16 protein-coding genes are annotated in these 17,870 nt (G+C 74.1%); 5 read left to right on the forward strand and 11 right to left on the reverse strand.

All coding sequences use genetic code 11. The features are described from left to right. Positions 1 to 95: 95 nt before the first annotated feature. A complete protein-coding gene (locus ACFWPT_RS36835) occupies positions 96 to 1,079 on the forward strand; it encodes a DUF5926 family protein (RefSeq protein ID WP_380487172.1) in 984 nt (327 codons plus the stop codon). Between the two features lie 206 nt (positions 1,080 to 1,285). On the opposite strand, the gene ACFWPT_RS36840 is transcribed toward ACFWPT_RS36835, so the two are convergent. Then, positions 1,286 to 1,963, reverse strand: a complete 678-nt coding sequence (locus ACFWPT_RS36840) for a bifunctional DNA primase/polymerase (RefSeq protein WP_063348566.1) — start codon at positions 1,961 to 1,963, stop codon at positions 1,286 to 1,288. Positions 1,964 to 2,576: 613 nt separating this feature from the next. Between ACFWPT_RS36840 and ACFWPT_RS36845 the strand changes: the two genes are divergently transcribed. Next, positions 2,577 to 4,013, forward strand: a complete 1,437-nt coding sequence (locus tag ACFWPT_RS36845) for a PP2C family protein-serine/threonine phosphatase (RefSeq protein ID WP_380487174.1) — start codon at positions 2,577 to 2,579, stop codon at positions 4,011 to 4,013. Between the two features lie 136 nt (positions 4,014 to 4,149). Beyond that, positions 4,150 to 5,649: an aminopeptidase P family protein gene (locus ACFWPT_RS36850; RefSeq protein ID WP_380378470.1), complete on the forward strand. Its 1,500-nt coding sequence runs from the start codon at positions 4,150 to 4,152 to the stop codon at positions 5,647 to 5,649. 52 nt (positions 5,650 to 5,701) lie between these two features. Here the strand turns inward: ACFWPT_RS36850 and ACFWPT_RS36855 are convergent, their stop codons facing one another. Next, positions 5,702 to 7,156 carry a hypothetical protein gene (locus ACFWPT_RS36855; protein ID WP_380487176.1) on the reverse strand — a complete coding sequence of 485 codons (1,455 nt, stop codon included), beginning with the start codon at positions 7,154 to 7,156 and terminating at the stop codon, positions 5,702 to 5,704. Next, positions 7,153 to 7,827: an RNA polymerase sigma factor gene (locus ACFWPT_RS36860; protein ID WP_380487178.1), complete on the reverse strand. Its 675-nt coding sequence runs from the start codon at positions 7,825 to 7,827 to the stop codon at positions 7,153 to 7,155. The genes ACFWPT_RS36855 and ACFWPT_RS36860 overlap by 4 nt, the downstream gene beginning before the upstream one ends. A gap of 234 nt (positions 7,828 to 8,061) precedes the next feature. Here ACFWPT_RS36860 and ACFWPT_RS36865 point away from each other — a divergent pair, with 234 nt between their 5' ends. After that, positions 8,062 to 9,120: a helix-turn-helix domain-containing protein gene (locus ACFWPT_RS36865; RefSeq protein ID WP_380487180.1), complete on the forward strand. Its 1,059-nt coding sequence runs from the start codon at positions 8,062 to 8,064 to the stop codon at positions 9,118 to 9,120. Positions 9,121 to 9,210: 90 nt separating this feature from the next. Here the strand turns inward: ACFWPT_RS36865 and ACFWPT_RS36870 are convergent, their stop codons facing one another. The 8 genes from ACFWPT_RS36870 to ACFWPT_RS36905 form a co-directional block, all read right to left on the reverse strand. After that, entirely contained in the window at positions 9,211 to 9,984 is a 774-nt protein-coding gene (locus ACFWPT_RS36870) for a MerR family transcriptional regulator (RefSeq protein WP_380378477.1), read from the reverse strand. Positions 9,985 to 10,133: 149 nt separating this feature from the next. Continuing rightward, positions 10,134 to 11,360 carry a hypothetical protein gene (locus ACFWPT_RS36875; RefSeq protein ID WP_380378479.1) on the reverse strand — a complete coding sequence of 409 codons (1,227 nt, stop codon included), beginning with the start codon at positions 11,358 to 11,360 and terminating at the stop codon, positions 10,134 to 10,136. 170 nt (positions 11,361 to 11,530) lie between these two features. Beyond that, a complete protein-coding gene (locus ACFWPT_RS36880) occupies positions 11,531 to 12,712 on the reverse strand; it encodes an LPXTG cell wall anchor domain-containing protein (protein ID WP_380487182.1) in 1,182 nt (393 codons plus the stop codon). Between the two features lie 348 nt (positions 12,713 to 13,060). Next, positions 13,061 to 13,639, reverse strand: a complete 579-nt coding sequence (locus ACFWPT_RS36885; protein ID WP_063348561.1) for a flavodoxin family protein — start codon at positions 13,637 to 13,639, stop codon at positions 13,061 to 13,063. A gap of 86 nt (positions 13,640 to 13,725) precedes the next feature. Next, positions 13,726 to 14,610: an NAD(P)-dependent oxidoreductase gene (locus ACFWPT_RS36890; protein WP_380378482.1), complete on the reverse strand. Its 885-nt coding sequence runs from the start codon at positions 14,608 to 14,610 to the stop codon at positions 13,726 to 13,728. An 89-nt stretch (positions 14,611 to 14,699) separates the two neighbouring features. Then, positions 14,700 to 15,113 (reverse strand): hypothetical protein, encoded by a 414-nt coding sequence (locus tag ACFWPT_RS36895; RefSeq protein ID WP_063348559.1) that lies wholly within the window; start codon positions 15,111 to 15,113, stop codon positions 14,700 to 14,702. Between the two features lie 43 nt (positions 15,114 to 15,156). After that, complete coding sequence (locus ACFWPT_RS36900) at positions 15,157 to 15,573, reverse strand: PPOX class F420-dependent oxidoreductase (protein ID WP_350876934.1); 417 nt, start codon at positions 15,571 to 15,573, stop codon at positions 15,157 to 15,159. Positions 15,574 to 15,646: 73 nt separating this feature from the next. Next, entirely contained in the window at positions 15,647 to 16,204 is a 558-nt protein-coding gene (locus ACFWPT_RS36905; RefSeq protein ID WP_363368367.1) for a heme-binding protein, read from the reverse strand. Positions 16,205 to 16,338: 134 nt separating this feature from the next. Here ACFWPT_RS36905 and ACFWPT_RS36910 point away from each other — a divergent pair, with 134 nt between their 5' ends. After that, positions 16,339 to 17,793, forward strand: coding sequence for a sensor histidine kinase (locus tag ACFWPT_RS36910; protein WP_380487185.1), 1,455 nt, complete (start codon positions 16,339 to 16,341; stop codon positions 17,791 to 17,793). The last annotated feature ends 77 nt before the right edge of the window (positions 17,794 to 17,870 follow it).

A 17,870-nucleotide genomic window follows, 5' to 3' on the forward strand; every position in this document is an offset into this window, starting at 1 on the left:
CCCCCCACCCGTCCGCCCGGCGCGTGCCCGCGCGCCGGGGGAACGTCAGTAGGCTGCCCGGAGCAAAGGACCACCGTTCCCGGGAGAGCCGCACCATGGGCAAGAAGGCCGCCAAGAAGGCGCCGCAGCGTCAGTCCACCACCGCCGTCGCGGGCGAGGTCCCCGTGGTGGGGGCCCGCGAGAACTGCCCCTGCGGTTCGGGCCGCCGGTACAAGGCCTGTCACGGCCGGGAGGCCTCGCACGCGGTGCAGGAGCTGGTGCACCGCCCGTTCGAGGGCCTGGCGGGCGAGGCCGACTGGGTCGCGCTGCGCGAGCTGGTGCCCGCCGCCACGGTGCCGCTGACGCTGGCCGCCGGGGTGGCCGAGGGCGCCACCGGCGACGTCCCGTCGGTGACCCTGGCCACCGTGCTGCCGCTGGCCTGGCCGGCCCTGCGCCGCCAGGACGGCTCCATCCTGCTCGGCCTGCAGACCCAGTCCTCCTCCGGCGACCTCAGCCGCGACCTCGCGGACGCCCTGGAGCTGGCGCTGGCCACCGAGCCGGGCAACCCGGTGCCGTCCCGCCGGACCGAGGCGGGCGGACGCCGGCTCCAGGACCTGCTGGACGTCAACGCCGCGTTCACGCCCGCCGTGCACACCGGCTTCGAGTTCTGGCTGGAGGACGCCGAGACCGCGACCGGCGAGGTCGCCGCCTCCCTGGAGCGCGCCAACGCCTCGGCCATCCCGACCGAGAAGCTGGCGAGCGCCGACGCCGCCTACTGGTGCGGCACCCCCGACAAGAACCACCTGCGCTGGGTGATGACCGTGCCCGAGGAGCGGCTGCTGGACGCGCTGGCCCGGCTGAGCGCCGCCGACCAGTCCTCGCTCGGCCCGGACACCCGCCTGGTCGGCTCGTTCCGCGCGCACGGCCTGACCGTCCCGGTCTGGGACCTCCCGCTCGCCATGACCGCCGCCGACTGCGAGAAGCCGGCCGCCGAGTTCGCCGAGCGGCTGGCCTCGGTACTCGCCGACGAGACCCCGTTGACCGCCGAGGAGCGGCGCGCCCGCGCGAACCTGGTGAACCGTCAGGTCACCTTGAACTAAAGCGCCCGGGATCCGGGTGATACGCGTCACATTGTCGCCATGAAGCCGCAATTTCCGGGCGGGCAGGGCCTCTTGGAAATTGGCGCGGGCGCGGATCCTTGTTACTGTCTAAAGAGTCCGGCCGCTGGTGCATCCCCCGTCGCCAGCGGCCGGATCTTTTGTTTTCCGCAGGGCCCCGACGAGCGGCCCGGGAACGGACCGGCGGATCAGTACGCCGAGCGACCGCTGTCCAACCGGACCGTCGCCTCCACCAACTCGCCCAGCAGCGGCCCGACCTGCGGCAGCCACACCCCGCCGTCGGCGTCCGGGTGCGGGGCCAGCACCCAGCGCACCCGGCCGGCCGCCCCGCCGGGCGGCAGCGGCAGGAAGCCGTCCACCCCGTGGTAGCGCAACGAGCCTGGCACCCAAGGGAGTTGAGCGAGCATCTCGCCGATCGCGTCCAGCGAGTACGGGGCCACCAGCAGCGCGTACCGGCCCGGCATCGCCAGCACCGGACCGAGCGGCAGCCTCAGCGCGCCCAGGTAGACCAGCGCCCGGGCGCCGGCCGCCGCCGGCAGGCTGACCGCCGAGACCACCGAACCGGTGGCGGCCAGCACCGGAGCGTCCGGGCTCTGCCGCTCCCACCACCAGCGCACCATCCGGGCGTCCGTGGTGGCGGCCAGCAGCGACGGGTCGTGCGGGTGCGCGCCCGGCACGGTGCAGTCCTGGTCGCCGCAGGAGCACTGGCCGCCGCGCAGAACGGCCCCCGGCACCACGGGCCAGCGGTGGTCGACGGCGGCCGTCAGGGCCGCGGCGAGCCGGGCAGGGCGCTGACGTGCGACGTCGTCCTGGACGGGGTGGTGGGGAGTGGCGGGCGGACACGGATCTTTCGGGTTCTCACGCATGGCGCTCGTTCCTTTCCCTGACCGCTCGGTTCGCTCCGGCCCGTCGGCACCGCCGGGACTCGTCACGCGGACCCGCGGTGGCACGGCCCCGGCGGCGCGAAGGGGGGCGGGCGGCATGGCGGGCGGCGCGGCGACGACGTGGATCACGGTGTGGAGCACGACATGAGAAGGGCCGCGCACTGAAACAGCCCCTGGAACGAGAATCCCGTATGCGACCGGATGGACGCCGCCCGGGCGCGCTTGGTTCCACCGTACGAGTGAGAGACTTCCGGCCAGCCCGGGTCCCGGGCGGCGCGGGCATACGATCCGGACGGCCGCCGGGTCCGTCCCCTCCGTTCTGCCCGCTCCCGGTCCCCTCCATGCCTCCCGACCGGACCGGCGCGCGGCCAGGCCGTACGCGCCCCCCGACCGGGTCTCGCGGATGTGGAACAGGCCACCGCGTCGTCCTGGATCTGGACATGCCCCAAATGGCCTGTGTAGAAGTGGTGGCATTGCTGTCGATCAATGACGAGTAGTAGCGAATCGAGGCGAAACGCGCCCTTTGGCCGTCATCGCTCCACACCGGCCGTACCTGGGGGTTCCGCATGGCACGTAGCACGTCAGGAGTGGCGGCATGACCGAGTCCCACCCGTCGTCGTCGACACCCTCCGAGCCGGGCGAGCCCGGCAGCGCCGGCGGGCTGACCGTCCTCGACCCACCGGGCTTCCCCGGCCCCGCCGACGCGCAGGACGGCGCGGCGGACGTCCGCACGGCACCGGCCGCCGGGGTGCAGGACCGTTTGGCCGGACGACTGTCCGATTTCACCAGCCTGCACCGGCACACCGAACAGCTCGCCCGCGCCCGCGGCCTCGCCGCCACCCTGGACACCGTCCTCGCCTCCGGCGCCGCCCTGCTCGGCGCCCGCCGCGGCGTCCTGGTCACCCGGATGCCCGGCGGCAGGCCCGGCCAGCCCGTCGGCCTCGGCCTCGACCGCGCCAGCCTCGGCGCGCTGGAGACCGTCCCGCCCGAGCAGAGCCTGCTCGCCAGGCTGCTGCGCGAACAGGACCGGCCCGAACGGCTGCACTCCCCCGACCTCGCCGAGGACCCGGCCACCGGCGCCCGGCTGCGCGAACTCGCCGCCCAGCTCGGCCTCGGCGGCTGCTACGGCCTGCCGCTCGCCACCGAGGAGGACGGCCCGCTCGCCGCCGCCCTCTGGTTCTACGACGAACCCGCCGAACCCACCGAGCGCCAGCGCGAGCTCGCCCACCGCTACGCCGGGATCGCCGCCCCGCTGCTCGCCAAGCAGCTGGAGGCGGACAAGGTCCGGCGCACCACCGAGGCGCTGCGCCGCGGCCTGCTGCCCGACCGGCTCCCCCAGCCCGCCGGCCTGCGGCTGGCCGCCCGGATCCTCCCGGCCGGCCTGGACCGCTCCTGCGGCAGCGACTGGTACGACGCCATCCCGCTGCCGGACGGCACCGTCGGCCTCACCGTCGGCTCCGTCTCCGGCGACGGCCCCGGCGCGGGCCCCGGCTCCGCCCCCGGCGCGGCCGCCGCGATGGGCAGGATCCGGGCCGCGCTGCGCGCCTACGCCGTCCTGGAGGGCGAGGACCCGGTGTCCGTCCTCGGCGACCTGGAACTGCTGCTCAAGACCACCGAACCGGCCCGCACCGCCACCGCCGTCTACGCCTGGGTGGAACCCGAGGAGCGCCGGATCACCCTGGCCGGCGCCGGCCACTGCCCGCCCGTCCTGGTCGGCTGGCACGGCGCCGAGTTCGTGGAGACCTCGCTCTCCGCCCCGCTCGGCATGCTGGCCTGCTGGGAGGCCCCCGGCGTCGAGCTCACCGCCGACCGCGGCGACACCCTGCTGCTCTACACCGAGGGGCTGGCCCGCCGCTGCGGCCCGACCCTGCACGCCGGCCAGGCCAACCTGCGCCGGGCCGCCGCCGACGCCCCGCGCGACGTGCGGATCGACCCGGACCGGCTCTGCGCCCACCTGCTGGCCGTCTGCCCCGACCCCGAGCCCGGACCGGCCACCGACGACCTGCTGCTGCTCGCGGCCCGCTTCGAATAGCCGCCCCGAACAGTCGTCCCGACCCCGAACGGGCGAGCGGCCGGGCGTCCGTACCATGGACGCACGGCCGCCCGCGCGTGTCGCGATCCGACACTCCCCCGAGGGGCGGCGGTACCACCCCAAGGAGGCGTTACACGTGACCGAGGACCGCACGCCCGCAGTGGCCGAGAACCCCGAAGCCGACGGCGGCGACGAGCCGCAGCAGTTCAAGGGCCGCAAGAACGGCCTGTACGGCGAGGTCTCCGACGAGCTGGCCGCCTCGATGAAGACCGGTTGGGCCGACACCGACCTGCACGGCCTCGTCCCGGTCGCCCAGGCCCCGTACGCGGCCGAGCGCCGCGCCCGGCTCTCCGCCGCCTACCCCGGCGAGCGGCTGGTCGTCCCGGCCGGCAACCTGCGGGTGCGTTCCAACGACACCGACTACAGCTTCCGCGCCGCCAGCGAGTACGTGCACCTCACCGGCGACCAGACCGAGGACGCCGTGCTCGTCGCCGAGCCCACCGGCGACGCCGGCCACGAGTTCGCCCTCTACCTGCTGCCCCGCTCCGACCGCGAGAACGGCGAGTTCTGGCTGGACGGCTACGGCGAGCTGTGGGTCGGCCGCCGCAACAGCCTGGGCGAGCAGGAGCAGCTGCTCGGCCTGCCGGCGCGCGACGTGCGCAAGGCCGCCGAGGAACTGGCCGGGCGCACCAAGGACTCCTCGGTGCCCACCCGGATCGTCCGCGGCTACGACGCCGGCCTGGAGGACACCCTGGCCGACGTGCTGGACGCCGACCGGGACGCCGAGTTCAAGGAGTTCCTGAGCGGCCTGCGGCTGGTCAAGGACGAGTGGGAGGTCGGCGAGCTGCGCGCCGCCTGCGACGCCACCGTCAAGGGCTTCACCGACGTGGTCCGCGAGCTCGGCCAGGCCGTCGCCACCTCCGAGCGCTGGATCGAGGGCACCTTCTGGCGCCGCGCCCGGGTCGAGGGCAACGACGTCGGCTACGGCACCATCGCCGCCGCCGGCCCGCACGCCACCACCCTGCACTGGGTCCGCAACGACGGCGACGTCCGCCCCGGCGAGCTGCTGCTGCTGGACGCCGGCGTGGAGACCCACACCCTCTACACCGCCGACGTCACCCGCACCCTGCCGATCGACGGCCGCTTCAACGAGCTCCAGCGCAAGATCTACGACGCCGTGTACGACGCCCAGGAGGCCGGCATCGCCGCGGTGAAGCCCGGCGCCCGCTTCCGCGACTTCCACGACGCCTCGCAGCGCGTGCTCGCCGAGCGCCTGCTCGCCTGGGGTCTGCTGGACGCCTCGGCCTACGACGTCGAGAAGGTCCTGGAGCTGGGCCTCCAGCGCCGCTGGACCCTGCACGGCACCGGCCACATGCTCGGCCTCGACGTCCACGACTGCGCCCACTCGCGCCGCGAGGAGCACGCCGACGCGCTGCTGGTGCCCGGCATGGTCCTCACCGTCGAGCCCGGCCTGTACTTCCAGCAGGACGACCTGACCGTGCCGCAGGAGTACCGCGGCATCGGCGTCCGGATCGAGGACGACATCCTGGTCACCGCCGACAGCAACGAGAACCTCTCGGCCGGCCTGCCGCGCCGCGCCGACGAGGTCGAGGCCTGGATGGCCTCGCCGGCCTGAGCCACCCGCCGAGGGCCCGGCCTCCCCGTGGTGGGGAGGCCGGGCCCTCGTGTCACTTGGTGACCTTGACGGAGATCTTCTTCTCGCCGAGCACGGTCAGCTTGCTTCCGTTGTACGGAAGCGTCACCTGCGCCGAGACCGGCATGTCCCCCGGGCCGTTCCCGGCGCCCAGGGTCAGCCGGTAGGTGACCTTCCTGGTCTGCCCCGGGGCCAGGGAGAACAGCGACGCCTGGTCCGCCACCGCGTAGCCCATGTCGCTGCCCGGCCCCATCGGCGCCGGCCTCCAGGTGTCGCCGTCCTGACGCTCCAGCTTGCCGTCGTTGGGCCCCTGCACGACCTGCACCGGCGGCGAACCCGGGTAGGGCTCCGTGACGACCAGCGGCTGCAACCGGCCGTAGGTGTTCTGGCTGGTGTTCCGGAAGGTCACCGAGAAGGTGACGGCCGAACTCCCCGCCGTCAGCTGCTGACCGGCCGCCAGGCCGTCGAAGGCGACCGCGATGTCGTTCCGGTTGGCCTCCGTGGGCGGCGCCTGGCGGCCGCTCAGGTCGAGGGTGTTGACGATCGTCATCAGTCCGGGCTGGTAGTCGGCCTTGAGGCCGATCGCCGCGACGGACACGAAGTCCTTCGGCAGGGCCCACATCTGGGCCGTGAAGGCGTCGCCACCGCAGTTGATCTGCCACTGCGACTTGCGTGCGGCACGGCCTGCCACGGTGGGTGTGCTCCTGGTCGGGCCGACACTGTCGATCTGTCCGCTCCTGGCGAGCGTGGGGGAGTAGGACCACGCCGGGCACCAGGGCTGCGTGGACCAACCGCTGCTGGAATCCAGGTCGGGCAGCCTCGGCCAGGCCTCCGACTCCTGGTCCAGGACCGTCAGAAGCACGCCGTGCGGCAGGCAGTCCCCGGCCGACGCGTCCTGCGGAGCACTCGGGCTCAGGATGCAGAGGCTGTTGGCGGCGGGATCCGGATTGACGGCCCGCCAGCCCGGCGGGATCTTGAACTTGACGCCCCGGAAGGGGTACGTCGTCCCGGCCGGCGCGGTGGTGGCCGGGGTGGTGGCGGGGGTGGTGGGCGGCGCCGTCGTCCGGGTGCCGGCCGACGTCGGGTCGGAGAGCGGGGCCCCGGTCTCCGGGTCGGCGGCGGGACTGCCGGTGTCCGGCGAGGGGGCCGTGGGGGTCGGGGCGGCGGTCGGTTCTGGGGCCGGGCTCGGCGAGGTCGTCGTGGTGGCGGCCGGCGGGGGGACGTCCTTCCTGGCCAGCGGGTCGCCGTGGAAGGTGAGCAGGCCGATCGCCAGGGAGGCGGCCAGCGCGAAGACCGGCACGGCGGTCAGGTACACCGGGCGCAAGCGCCGCACCCGGCCGCGCGGCGGTTGCGCCGGGCGCAGGTCGTGCGCGGTGATCAGCGAGGTGCGGGCGTTCATCGCCTCGCGCAGCAGCCGTTCGGTCGCCGTCTCGGCCGGCCCGTCACCGTCTCGGCCTCCGCTCTCGCGGCCGGGGAGCTTGTCGGTCATCGAACCTTCTCCAGATGCTTTTCCAAGGCGTCCAGGGCCCGGCTGGCGGTGGACTTCACGGCGCCCCGGGACAGCCCCAGGGTCTCGGCGATCTGCGCCTCCGACAGGTCGGACCAGTAGCGCAGCACCAGCACCTCGCGCTGGCGGGGGGTCAGCTCCTGCATGGCCGCGAGCACCCGCCGGTGCTCGTCGTTGAGCACCGCGTGGTCCTCCGCGGAGGCGGCGTCGGGCTCGTGCGGCGGGACGTACTCGCGGGCGGTCTTCCGGCGGCGCAGCACCGACCGGGCGCCGTTGACCACCGCGGTGCGCAGGTACCCGAGCGCGTTGTCCAGGTCGTCCAGGTGCTCGCCGTACCGCTGGTAGAGCTGGGTGAAGGCCTCCTGGACGACGTCCTCGGCCAGGTCCTGGTGGTCGACCAGGAGGACGGCCATCCGCACCAGGCCCAGCCGGTGGGCGTGGTACAGGTCGGTCAGGGTGGGCCGGTCCTGCGCGGGCTTGCGCCCGCCGCGCAGCAGCCGGAAGCCGGAACGGCGCTGCGCCGCCTGCTCGTCACCCGGACCGGTGGGCACCTCGTCGGCCTCCTGCGCGCCGAACAGCACGGCGACCACTCCGCGAAAGGAGAAACCGCGCCCCCTCGTCGGCCCGGCGATCGGCCCGATGGCCATGGACATGCGCGTTTCCGCTTTCCCCCGGGACGGTGGCGGCTCTCGCCGGACCGTCAGGACTCCTGATCAAGATCGCGATCGGGGAGATCCTGACAGCCGCCCTCGGCCCGCCCCTCTCCGCCCCCCTACCAATGGACGTGTGACCGGGGTGGAGGTTGCAGGTGGATTCGAGCAGGATTCCCGGCCGGCCGGAACGGCTACACTCACCGCCATCCCGCCACCCGTCAGCAGGGGGTCCGCATGACCGAGCAGCACGTCGAGGGCCCGGTCGGCACCGGGCCGGGCCCGGTGCCCGTCGTCATCGGCCCCCGCCCGGAGCCGATGCACCACGTCGCGGTGTACGCCTTCGCGGGCATGGCACCCTTCGAACTCGGCGTGGTGGTGGAGGTGTTCGGGCTGGCCCGGCCCGAACTGGGCGGCCTGCTGGCAGCGCCCTGGTACGGGCTGAAGGTGTGCGCCGACCGGCCCGGGACGGCGCTGGACGCGGTGGGCGGGTTCGCGCTGACCGCCCGGCACGGGCTGGACGAACTGGCCTCGGCCGACACCGTGGTGGTCCCCGGGGTGCCGAACGCGTTCAGCGGCGCGGTCTCCCCCGGGCTGGTCACCGCGCTGCGGACGGCGCACGAGCGCGGCGCCCGGATCGTCTCGATCTGCTCGGGCGCCTTCGCGCTGGCCGCCGCCGGACTGCTCGACGGGCAGGAGGCGACCACCCACTGGCGGTACGCCGACCTGCTCCAGCAGCGCCACCCGGACGTGCGGGTCAACCCGGACGTGCTGTACGTCGACAACGGGAACGTGCTCACCAGCGCGGGCAGCGCCGCCGGGATCGACCTCTGCCTGCACCTGGTCCGCCGCGACCACGGCGCCAAGGTCGCCAACAGCGTGGCCCGCCGCTTCGTGGTGGCGCCGCACCGGGACGGCGGGCAGGCCCAGTTCATCGAGGCCGCCGTCCGCCCGGTCGAGGAGGAGGACGACGGGGTCGCCCGCAGCATGCAGTGGGCGATGGGCCACCTGGCGTCCCCGCTGACCGTCCCGCTGCTGGCCCGCGCCGCCCGGATGTCGGACCGCTCGTACCTGCGGCACTTCACGGCCCGCAACGGCACCAGCCCGATGCGCTGGGTCGTCACCCAGCGCATCGCGGCCAGCCTGCCGTTGCTGGAGTCACCGGAGGGGACGGTGGAGGAGATCGCGGCGGCGGTCGGCTTCGAGAGCGCCGCGACCTTCCGCCACCACTTCGGCCGGGTGATGCGCACCTCCCCGACCGCCTACCGGCGCTCCTTCGGGCGCGGGGTCGCGTAGCCCCCCCGCCACGCGGCCCGGCATCCGGCATCCGGCATCCGGCATCCGGCATCCGGCATCCGGCATCCGGCATCCGGCATCCGGCGGCGACTATGCCTTCTCGTGCCGGTCCGCGTTGGCGAGGATGGCGTCGTGCAGCCACTGCGCCAGGCCCGGGGCGAGGTTCTCGTAGGTGGTGGTCCACCGCGGGTCGGAGACGTACAGCCCGGCCAGGCCGCGGTGGATGGTGAACGTGCAGTCGTAGAAGTTCTGGCAGATGTGCTGCCGGTGCGCCTCGGCGAGGTCCGTGGCGGCGGCGCCGTCGGCGGGTTCGCCGGCGGCGAGCGCCTCGACCAGGCGGGTGTTGAGGTCGGCCATCTCCGTCTGGATCCGCTGCCAGTCGGCCTTGCCGTAGCCGCCGGTGCGGCGCTGCGACTCGGCCCAGGCCGCGGTGTCGCCCCAGCGCTGTTCGGCCTCCTGCTCCCACTCCTCCTGGTAGCCCTCGCCGAAGATCTCGAACTTCTCCTCCGGGCTCAGCTGAATGCCCATTCTTCGTGCCTCCATGGCGTGTTCGACGGCTGTGGCGAGGTCCTGGAGGTGCCTGATCCGGTCGGTCAGCAGTCGGTGCTGCCGCCGGAGGTGCTCGCTCGGGCTGACCGAGTCGTCGTCCAGGATCGCCGCGATCTCTTCCAGGGGGAACCCGAGTTCGCGGTAGAAGAGGATCTGCTGCAACCGGTCGAGGTCGGCGTCCTGGTAGCGGCGGTAGCCGGTCCGGGTGCGGCCCGCGGGGGACAACAGGCCGATCTCGTCGTAGTGGTGCAGGGTGCGGACGGTCACCTTGGCGATCTTGGCCACGGCGCCGACCGAGTAGCCCTCGCTGCTCATCCGGGTTCTCCCTTCGTGCTGACCACCAGCCTCCGCTCTCACGCCGCGTGAGGGTCAAGCCGTCCTCGGGAGGGAGGGCACCGACGCCGTGACTGCGCCCGTGCCTGCGCCCGTGCCTGTGCCTGTGCCTGTGCCTGTGCCTGTGCCGGTCAGGCTCCGGTGCCGGTCAGGACGCGCTCACGCCGCCGGGAGGAACGGCGCCGCCCCTCGCCGTCCGCCGGGGTCCGCGGGCGGCGCGTCTGCTGGGTGGGCCAGAACAGCACGTACGCGGCGGAGACCACCACGAAGGCCAGCCGGACGAAGCCGCGGCCCGCGTCGGACGGGATGAGCAGCGTCCCGCCGTACAGCGCCGCCAGCGCTATCCAGCTCCACCACGGGACGAGCCGCTTCTGCCCGACCGCGTCCCAGAGCAGGGTGCCGAGCAGGATCGAGGCCGTGTAGTAGGTGTAGACGCTCGGGTCGAGCAGGATCCGGGCGTCCGCACCGAGCAGCACCACGGCCGGCCAGCGGCCGCGCCAGACCGCGATGGTGCCGAGGCCGAGGCCGAGGGCGAACTGGGTCGGACGGTCCCACCAGGGGGTGGCCGGGTCGGTCACCCCGAACCAGCGCAGTGCGGAGGCCGGCTGGTTGGGGATGGTGAACTTGGCGGCCGCCAGGGTATCCAGATTGCCCAGGTAGAAGGGCAGCCAGGCGATCGCCACCAGTCCGACGAACCAGAGCGCGCTGCGCAGCCAGGCGGGCCTGGGCAGCGCCAGGATCAGCGGGGCGAAGGCGATCGCCCAGGGCTTGGAGTCCACCGCCAGCGCCAGGTAGACGCCGACCATGGTGGGTTTGCCGCGGGCCAGGGCGTGCACGGCGAGGGTGGTGAAGAACAGCGCCAGGACGTCGTCCAGGTGCGCGAAGCGGACCGAGACCTCGACCCACATCGGGATGAACGCCAGCCCGGCGATCAGCAGGCGCTGCTGGAGCCGGCGGTGGTTGGTGCCGGTGCCCAGGTAGTACAGGGCGGCGGTGCGACCGATCAGGACCAGCATCACCAGGCCGAGCCCGGACATCGCCGCCTCGGCGATCAGCTGGCCGGTGTGGGCCGAGAACGGGGCCGTGAGCCGGGCCACGGCCAGGCTGACCGGGCCGATCTGCAGCTCCGGGTGGTGGGCGTAGAGCGCCAGCCCGCCGTCCGGGTGGTCGCTGAAGAGCAGCTGCTCACCCTGGCGCAGGTAATGCCAGGAGAAGCCTCCGCTGGGCTCGACCAGGAAGAACCAGAGCACCGTCCAGGCCACCAGCAGAACGTGGTGCCTGCGCAGCGGCAGCCCCGCGATCCGCCCGGTCGCCGACTCGTAGTCGGTGGCCGTCCGTGCCGTGCGTGATCCCCGCACCTGTCCCTCTCCCCGCCGGTTCCGCCCCCCTCCGGCCGGACATCCTATGTGACGGAGGTGTCCCGCCCGCGCCGCCCGGAGGTCCGTCGAACGGACGGCCGGGCGGCGCGGGCGGTTGTCAGGCGGGTACCGCCTCGGTGTGACGGCTGGAGCGTGCCTTGCGGCCGCGGTCAGCCCTGCGGGGCCGACTTGCGGCGGCGCAGCGCCACGAGGGTGCCGACACCGGCGAGCAGCACGGCGCCGCCGGCCACGGCGATGGCGGTGGTGTCGTCACCGCCACCGGTCTGGGCCAGGGCCTTGTCGCCGTTGTCGGCGGCGGCCTTGGCCTTGGTGACGGCGGCCGGGGTGAGCGGCGGCGGGGTGAGGGTCGGGACGGCCACCGGGAAGTCGATCGGGCCGGCGGTGTCGCCGTTGCCGTCGGCCGGGGCCGGGGCGGAGGTCGACGCGGAGGCGGAGCCGGACGGCTCGCCCGTGGCCGGGGTGGTCGGGGTGGTCGGCGGGACCGAGGGCGACGGCGTGGTCGGCTCGGCGCTCGGGGTGGCCGAGGTGGTGGCCGTGGCCGTGGCGGTGGCCGTGGCCGTCGGCGACGTGCTCGCGGTCGCCGAGTGGGAGGGCGTCGGCGAGGTGGAGGTGGTCGGCGAGGTGCTCGCGGTCGGGCTGGGCTTGCCGGTGTGGGTCGGGGTGATGGTCGGGCTCGGCTTTCCGCCACCGCCCGCCTTGATCACGAAGCCCGCGCCGCGGACGCCGTCGCAGCTGAGGTGGCCCCCGTCGACCGGCGCGTGGGTCTCGTCGTCGAGCTCGGCGGAGAACACCACGGGGACGACGCCGGCCCGGCCGAGCGGCGCCTCCGAGGTGAAGGAGACCCGGACCTTGATCGAGAAGCTCTTGCCGTGGTTCACGACGAGCAGGTCGTCGTCGGTGGGGTTGCCGTCCTGGCCGAGGGCGCCGAGCAGGGTGAGGACGGACTTGTCCTTGTCCTCGCCGCCGTCGGCGGCGACCGAACCGGTCTGCCACTGGCCGCCGGGCAGCTGGTACTGGACCTTGAGGTCCTTCGCCTTGAGCGAGCCCGCCTTGTTCTTGAACTTGAGCAGCGGGAGGAAGAGGAAGTCGTGCTTCGTCGAGTTGTCGATCTTGAAGGTGAAGTCGCGGGCGTCGCCGCCGGCGATGAAGGTGCCGGGCACGCCGTTCACCGAGAGGTCGAGGCTCTGGTGGGAGGCCTTGCCGGCCGCCTGGGCGGCGGCGGACGGGGAACCGGTGGTGCCGACGGCCATGGCGCCCTGGGCGCCGGACAGCACGAGCGAGGACGCGAGCGCGGCGACGCCGGCAAGGGCAAGACTGCGACGTATGGACAAGGGAGACCTCACGGAAGAGTCCGGGCGAGGCCCGGGGCGCGGCGGGGCGGGCGGCCGTGGACGCCTCGAACCCCTCGCGAAGCTTGAAAGTCCGACGGAGATTACCGAAGGATCCGGCCACTCCGGAAGGCGGGTGTCACGCTGGGGACCACTCACGGGACGGGAGTGCCCGAATCGCCCAATTCCGTCCTGCGGTAAGGCTTTTGCTCTTTGCCGAAAGATGACCGGAGAGTGACGGGTACACGCCCGGAGGACCGTATCGCACGGCCTCGCGTAGCGTGAAGCGATCGGTTGTGTGAACGTCCGGTGAGCGCCCGTGTGAGCGCCCGCCGGAACGGGTGCGCGGGCTCAGCCCGTGAAGAAGGACTTGGCCGCGATCAGCGCCCGCTCGTCGCGCAGCACGTCCCCGGGGCGGGTGCCGTTGCCGAGCAGCGCGCCGCCCCAGCGCATCCCCATGTACTCGGCCGTCAGCCGGAGCGTGCCGATCAGCGGTTCGGCCTTGTCGTCCTCGGTGGCGAGGGCGGTGACGCCCCAGATGGTGCCGCCGCGCATCCGGGCACGGAAGTCCGCCCCGGGCTGCCGGAGCCAGGACGACCAGTGGTCGAGGTAGAGCTTCGCGCTGGTCGGCAGCGAGTACCAGTACAGCGGTGCGACGAAGACCAGGTCGGTGGCCGCCGACGTGGCGTCCAGCAAGGTCCGTTCATGACCGACCGGCTCGGGGTAGCGGCCGTCCCCGACGTGCCGCAGGTCCTCGAAGGGCGGCAGCGGGTGCTCGCTCAGCCGCAGCCAGCGCTGCTCCGACCCGGCCGGCAGGCTCGCCTCGGCGGCCAGCCGGGCGAGTTGCTCGGAGTTGCCGCCGGCACGCGAACTGGCGTCGAGGAACAGAAAGGTGCGCGGCGCCTCGGCGCCCGCCGGCTGGTCAGCCATCGAAACTCCCCCGGTCGGTGGTGCGGATGGAGGTGCGAGCACCCCCCGCACCCCGGTTATTCCACGTCCGGAGCCCGGGAGTTCACTCAGGCGGGCAGGCCGGCCCGGCGCCGGGCGACGGCCGCGACGGCCGCCCAGTCCTTGTCCGCGTCGCCGTGGGCCAGCGCGTCCAGGAAGGCGTCCCGCAGGATGCCGCCGAACGGGAGCGGGACGTTCCGCGCGGCCCCGGCCTCCAGGGCCAGGCCGACGTCCTTGAGTCCCAGCGGCAGTCTGAACCCGGCCGGCTCGTAGCGGCGTTCGGCCACCATCGCCCCGTAGCCGGAGTAGACCGGCCCCGGGAACAGCGTGCCGGTGAGCATCTCGACCAGGTCGGTCGGCCGGACGCCGTGGGCCTCGGCCAGGCTGCACGCCTCGGCCATCGACTCGATCGCGCAGGCCAGCAGGAAGTTGGTGCTGATCTTGGCGGTGTTGGCCTGTCGCGGGCTCGCACCGAAGTGCCAGGTGCGCTCCCCCATCGCGGCGAACAGCGGCTCCGCGCGGGCCAGCAGCTCCGGCGCGCCGGCGGTCAGGATGTTCAACCGGCCGGCCGCCGCGACCGGCGGACGGCCGAGGACCGGGGCGGCCAGGTAGCCGATGCCGTGCTCGGTGTGCAGCGCCTCGGCGCGCTCGGCGAGCCCGACGGAGATGCTGGCCATGTTGACGTGCAGGGTCGTCGCGGCGCCCGCGAGCAGGGCGGGGTCGAGCAGCAGCCGTTCGACCGCCTCGTCGTTGGCGAGCATGGAGACCACGGTGTCGGCGGCGTACACCTCGGCGAGCGTGCCGGCCGCCTCGGCGCCCTCGGCCACGAGGGCGGCCACCGGCTCGGGCGAGCGGTTCCAGACCCGGACGGCGTGGCCGGCCCGCAGCAGGCTGCCGGCCATGCCCCGCCCCATCGCGCCCAACCCCACGAAGCCGATCGTCGCCCCGGCCATCGCACACTCCCGTCGCCGTCACCGCCACCGTCACCGCACTGCGGATGACTGTACGTCAGGAGACGGTGGCCCCTGCGTACTGGACGGACTCACGCGCAGGCGCGCTCCGGCAGCCGGACGCGGCCGCGCTCCAGTTCGGTGACCACCCGGTGGCTCAGCAGCTCGTACTGGGCCTGGAGCCGGCCCGGGCGGGCCGGGCGGGCGACCGGACGGCCGGGGCTGACCAGCTCGTCCGGCCCGAACTGCTCGCGGGTGAGGTCGATCTCGATGCCGGTGGCGAAGCGGTTCCACCAGTGCAGATCCGTCCGGATCCCGCCGACGTGCACCTCGCCCATCATCAGCTCGCCGCCGAGCAGGTCGTGCACCACCATCGCCGTCACCCCGCACTGGCCGCGGGCGGGATTGTCGGGACGCCAGTGGGCCAGATCCTCGGGCGCACAGGTGTCGACACCCCAGGAGGAGCGGATCGCACGTTCGATGTCGTTGAGGGTCCACGCCGTCATACCGGGAAGCCTGCCATGCACCACTGACAGCGGCACCGGCTTTTCAGAGGGCCACCCCGTGTTCTGCGGAGACCTTCTCGATCTTCACCCGAACGAGCAGTTCCCCCGGCACGCCGTTCCGGGCCCCGTACTGCTCCGCGACGTCCTCCCCCATGTACCGGGCGGCGATCCGGGTGGCCCAGGCGCGCACCTCGGACAGGTCCTCGCTCAGCCGGGCGGTGCCCTGCACGAGGACGTACGCGAAGGGCGGCCGGTCGTCGTCCACGCAGATCATCACCCGGCCGTCGCGGGCCAGGGTGCGGCCCTTGACGGTGCCCGCACCGGTGTTGAAGACGAGCTCGTCGCCGTCCAGCAGGAACCAGACCGGCGCGACGTGCGGGCGGCCGTCGGCCCGGGTGGTGGCGAGCTTGGCGGTGCGGGTGCCCTCGGAGAGGAACGCCCGCCACTGGTCATCGGTCATCGTCGGCATACCGCCCATCCTGGCCGGTCGGCCCGCCCCGCGCACCAGGGGGACGGGCCGACCGGCCAGGGGGTCACTTCGCCAGTGCGGCGACACCCGCCTGCGCGAACTGCTCGTCCAGGTCGCCGCTCGGCGCGCCCGCGACACCGATCGCCGCGACCGGGGCGCCCTTGGACTGCACCGGGGCGCCGCCGGCCAGGAACAGCGTGCCCGGGATGTCCTTGAGGGTCGGGGCCTGGGCCAGTCGCTTGGTCAGCTCCGAGGTCGGCGCGTTCCAGGAGACCGCCGTGAACGCCTTGCGCTGCGCCGACTCCGGGGACTGCGGGCCGGCGCCGTCGCCCTTGAGCAGCACCCGGGTGACGCCGTCCCGGTCGACGACCGCGACCGAGACGTGCTGGCCGGCCTTGGCCGCCGCGTCCAGGGTCGCCTGGGCGGCGCGGGTCGCGGCGTCGAGGGTCAGACCGGTGCTCTGGGCGAGGTTCTTGTTCTGGGTGTCGACCTTCACCGCGGCCGGCGCGGCCGGGGTCTCGGAGGTCTCGGCGCTGGCCGAGACGGCGCCCACGGTGGCGGCGAGCGCGGCGGCGGCGAGGGTGCCGGTCAGCACCCGGGTGCGCACGGAGATCTTCTTCATGGTCCAGCTCCTCAGCGGATCGGCGAACGGGATCGGGGCCGCCGGGCGGCAGGGGGTCCGCCCGGCTCCACCTCGATCCTCCGGCCGGGGCGGGGCCCGCCACATCGACGCTCCGGCGCGACCGCGCGGGCATGATGGAGGACAACCCCGTCAACCGATCGGCTGATGCGGGACCGGGCCGAACGGGCCACCATCGAGGGATCGGTGCAGGTCGGTGCGCCGGGCGCACCGGGCGCACCGTCGAGGCGGCCGGTGCCCGTCCCGGCGCCGATCGCCCGCCGAGGCGCCCAGGTGCCGACCGCCCGTCCAGCCAGGAGCCAGCCGTGCAGCAGCCCCGCCCCGCCGCCGGTCACGACGCCGGCGACCCGGACGCGGGCCGCCTGGCGGTGCTGCTCGACTCCGCCTTCCTGCTGCTGCTCGCCGCCTCGCTCAGCCGCTACCTCACCCACCACCCCGGCAACCCCCGGATCCCCTGGGTGATCGGGCTGAGCATCGCCCTCGCCCTCGCCCAGCCGGCCGGCTCCTGGCTCGCGCACCGCCACCCGCCACCACCGCCGTCACCAGTGCCCACGCCCACGCCCGGGGCTGAAGCTGCGCCCGACAAACGGGTTCCGCGTCGGCGCCGGTGGCCGCTGGCACTGGTGGTCGCGCTCTGGGTGGTGCTGGTGCTGCTCGCGCCGAGCTTCGCCTGGTGCGCCGTCCCGCTGATCTACACCGCGCTGCGCACGCTCCCCGCCCGGGCGGCGATCCCGCTGGTGGCGGCCCTGACGCTGCTGGTGGTGATCGCCGAGCTCCGGCTGGCCGGCGGGGCGGACGCCACCCTCGTCCTGCTGCCGTTCGCGGTAACCGCGCTCGCCACCGGCGTGTTCCTGTTCATGGACCGGCAGGACGCCCGGCAGCGCGCCCTGATCACCGACCTGGTCCGCACCCGGCGCGAACTCGCCGCCACCGAACGGCGGCAGGGCACCCACGCGGAGCGCGAGCGGCTGGCCATGGAGATCCACGACACCCTGGCCCAGGGGCTGTCCAGCCAGCAGATGCTGTTGCAGGCCGCCGAGCGCACCTGGGACACCGAGCCGACGACCGCCCGCACCCACGTCCGGACCGCCGCCGAGGTGGCGGCCCGCAACCTGGCCGAGGCCCGCCGCTTCGTCCACGACCTCGCGCCGGCCGAACTCGCCGACGGCCGTCCGCTCGACCAGGCGCTGCGCGCGCTCGCCGGGCGGGAGGCCGCCGAGAGCGGTCTGCCGGTCCGCTTCCACTTGGACGGCACGCCCGTCCCGCTGCCCGCCGCCGCGCAGTCCGCGCTGCTGCGGATCGCCCAGGGCGCGCTGGCCAACGTCCGGGAGCACGCCGGAGCGTCGGCCGCGGCGATCACCCTGTCCTACCTGGGCGACCAGGCCGTCCTGGACGTCGCCGACGACGGGCAGGGCTTCGACCCTGGCGCGGTCGGGGCGGCCGGCGGCCGCGGGTACGGGCTGCCCGCGATGCGCGCCCGGCTACGGCAGTTCGGTGGCACCCTGACCGTGGAGAGCACCCCCGGCGAGGGCACCGTCGTCTCCGCCGCGATCCCCCTGGAGTCTCAATGATGAAGTCAAGATGCCTGCGCGACCGGTGGGGCGGAGGTGAAGATCCGGTTGTCGCGCAGGAGCGCCCACAGCACGTT

It is taken from the genome of Kitasatospora sp. NPDC058478 (assembly GCF_042720345.1).
GTDB lineage: Bacteria > Actinomycetota > Actinomycetes > Streptomycetales > Streptomycetaceae > Kitasatospora.

Bases quoted from the DNA above. Each gene is read 5' to 3' on its own strand.
- ACFWPT_RS36835 (WP_380487172.1), top strand. From the start codon at position 96: ATGGGCAAGAAGGCCGCCAAGAAGGCGCCGCAGCGTCAGTCCACCACC.
- ACFWPT_RS36840 (WP_063348566.1), bottom strand. From the start codon at position 1,963: ATGCGTGAGAACCCGAAAGATCCGTGTCCGCCCGCCACTCCCCACCAC.
- ACFWPT_RS36845 (WP_380487174.1), top strand. From the start codon at position 2,577: ATGACCGAGTCCCACCCGTCGTCGTCGACACCCTCCGAGCCGGGCGAG.
- ACFWPT_RS36855 (WP_380487176.1), bottom strand. From the start codon at position 7,156: ATGACCGACAAGCTCCCCGGCCGCGAGAGCGGAGGCCGAGACGGTGAC.
- ACFWPT_RS36860 (WP_380487178.1), bottom strand. From the start codon at position 7,827: ATGTCCATGGCCATCGGGCCGATCGCCGGGCCGACGAGGGGGCGCGGT.
- ACFWPT_RS36865 (WP_380487180.1), top strand. From the start codon at position 8,062: ATGACCGAGCAGCACGTCGAGGGCCCGGTCGGCACCGGGCCGGGCCCG.
- ACFWPT_RS36870 (WP_380378477.1), bottom strand. From the start codon at position 9,984: ATGAGCAGCGAGGGCTACTCGGTCGGCGCCGTGGCCAAGATCGCCAAG.
- ACFWPT_RS36885 (WP_063348561.1), bottom strand. From the start codon at position 13,639: ATGGCTGACCAGCCGGCGGGCGCCGAGGCGCCGCGCACCTTTCTGTTC.
- ACFWPT_RS36890 (WP_380378482.1), bottom strand. From the start codon at position 14,610: ATGGCCGGGGCGACGATCGGCTTCGTGGGGTTGGGCGCGATGGGGCGG.
- ACFWPT_RS36895 (WP_063348559.1), bottom strand. From the start codon at position 15,113: ATGACGGCGTGGACCCTCAACGACATCGAACGTGCGATCCGCTCCTCC.
- ACFWPT_RS36900 (WP_350876934.1), bottom strand. From the start codon at position 15,573: ATGACCGATGACCAGTGGCGGGCGTTCCTCTCCGAGGGCACCCGCACC.
- ACFWPT_RS36905 (WP_363368367.1), bottom strand. From the start codon at position 16,204: ATGAAGAAGATCTCCGTGCGCACCCGGGTGCTGACCGGCACCCTCGCC.
- ACFWPT_RS36910 (WP_380487185.1), top strand. From the start codon at position 16,339: ATGGAGGACAACCCCGTCAACCGATCGGCTGATGCGGGACCGGGCCGA.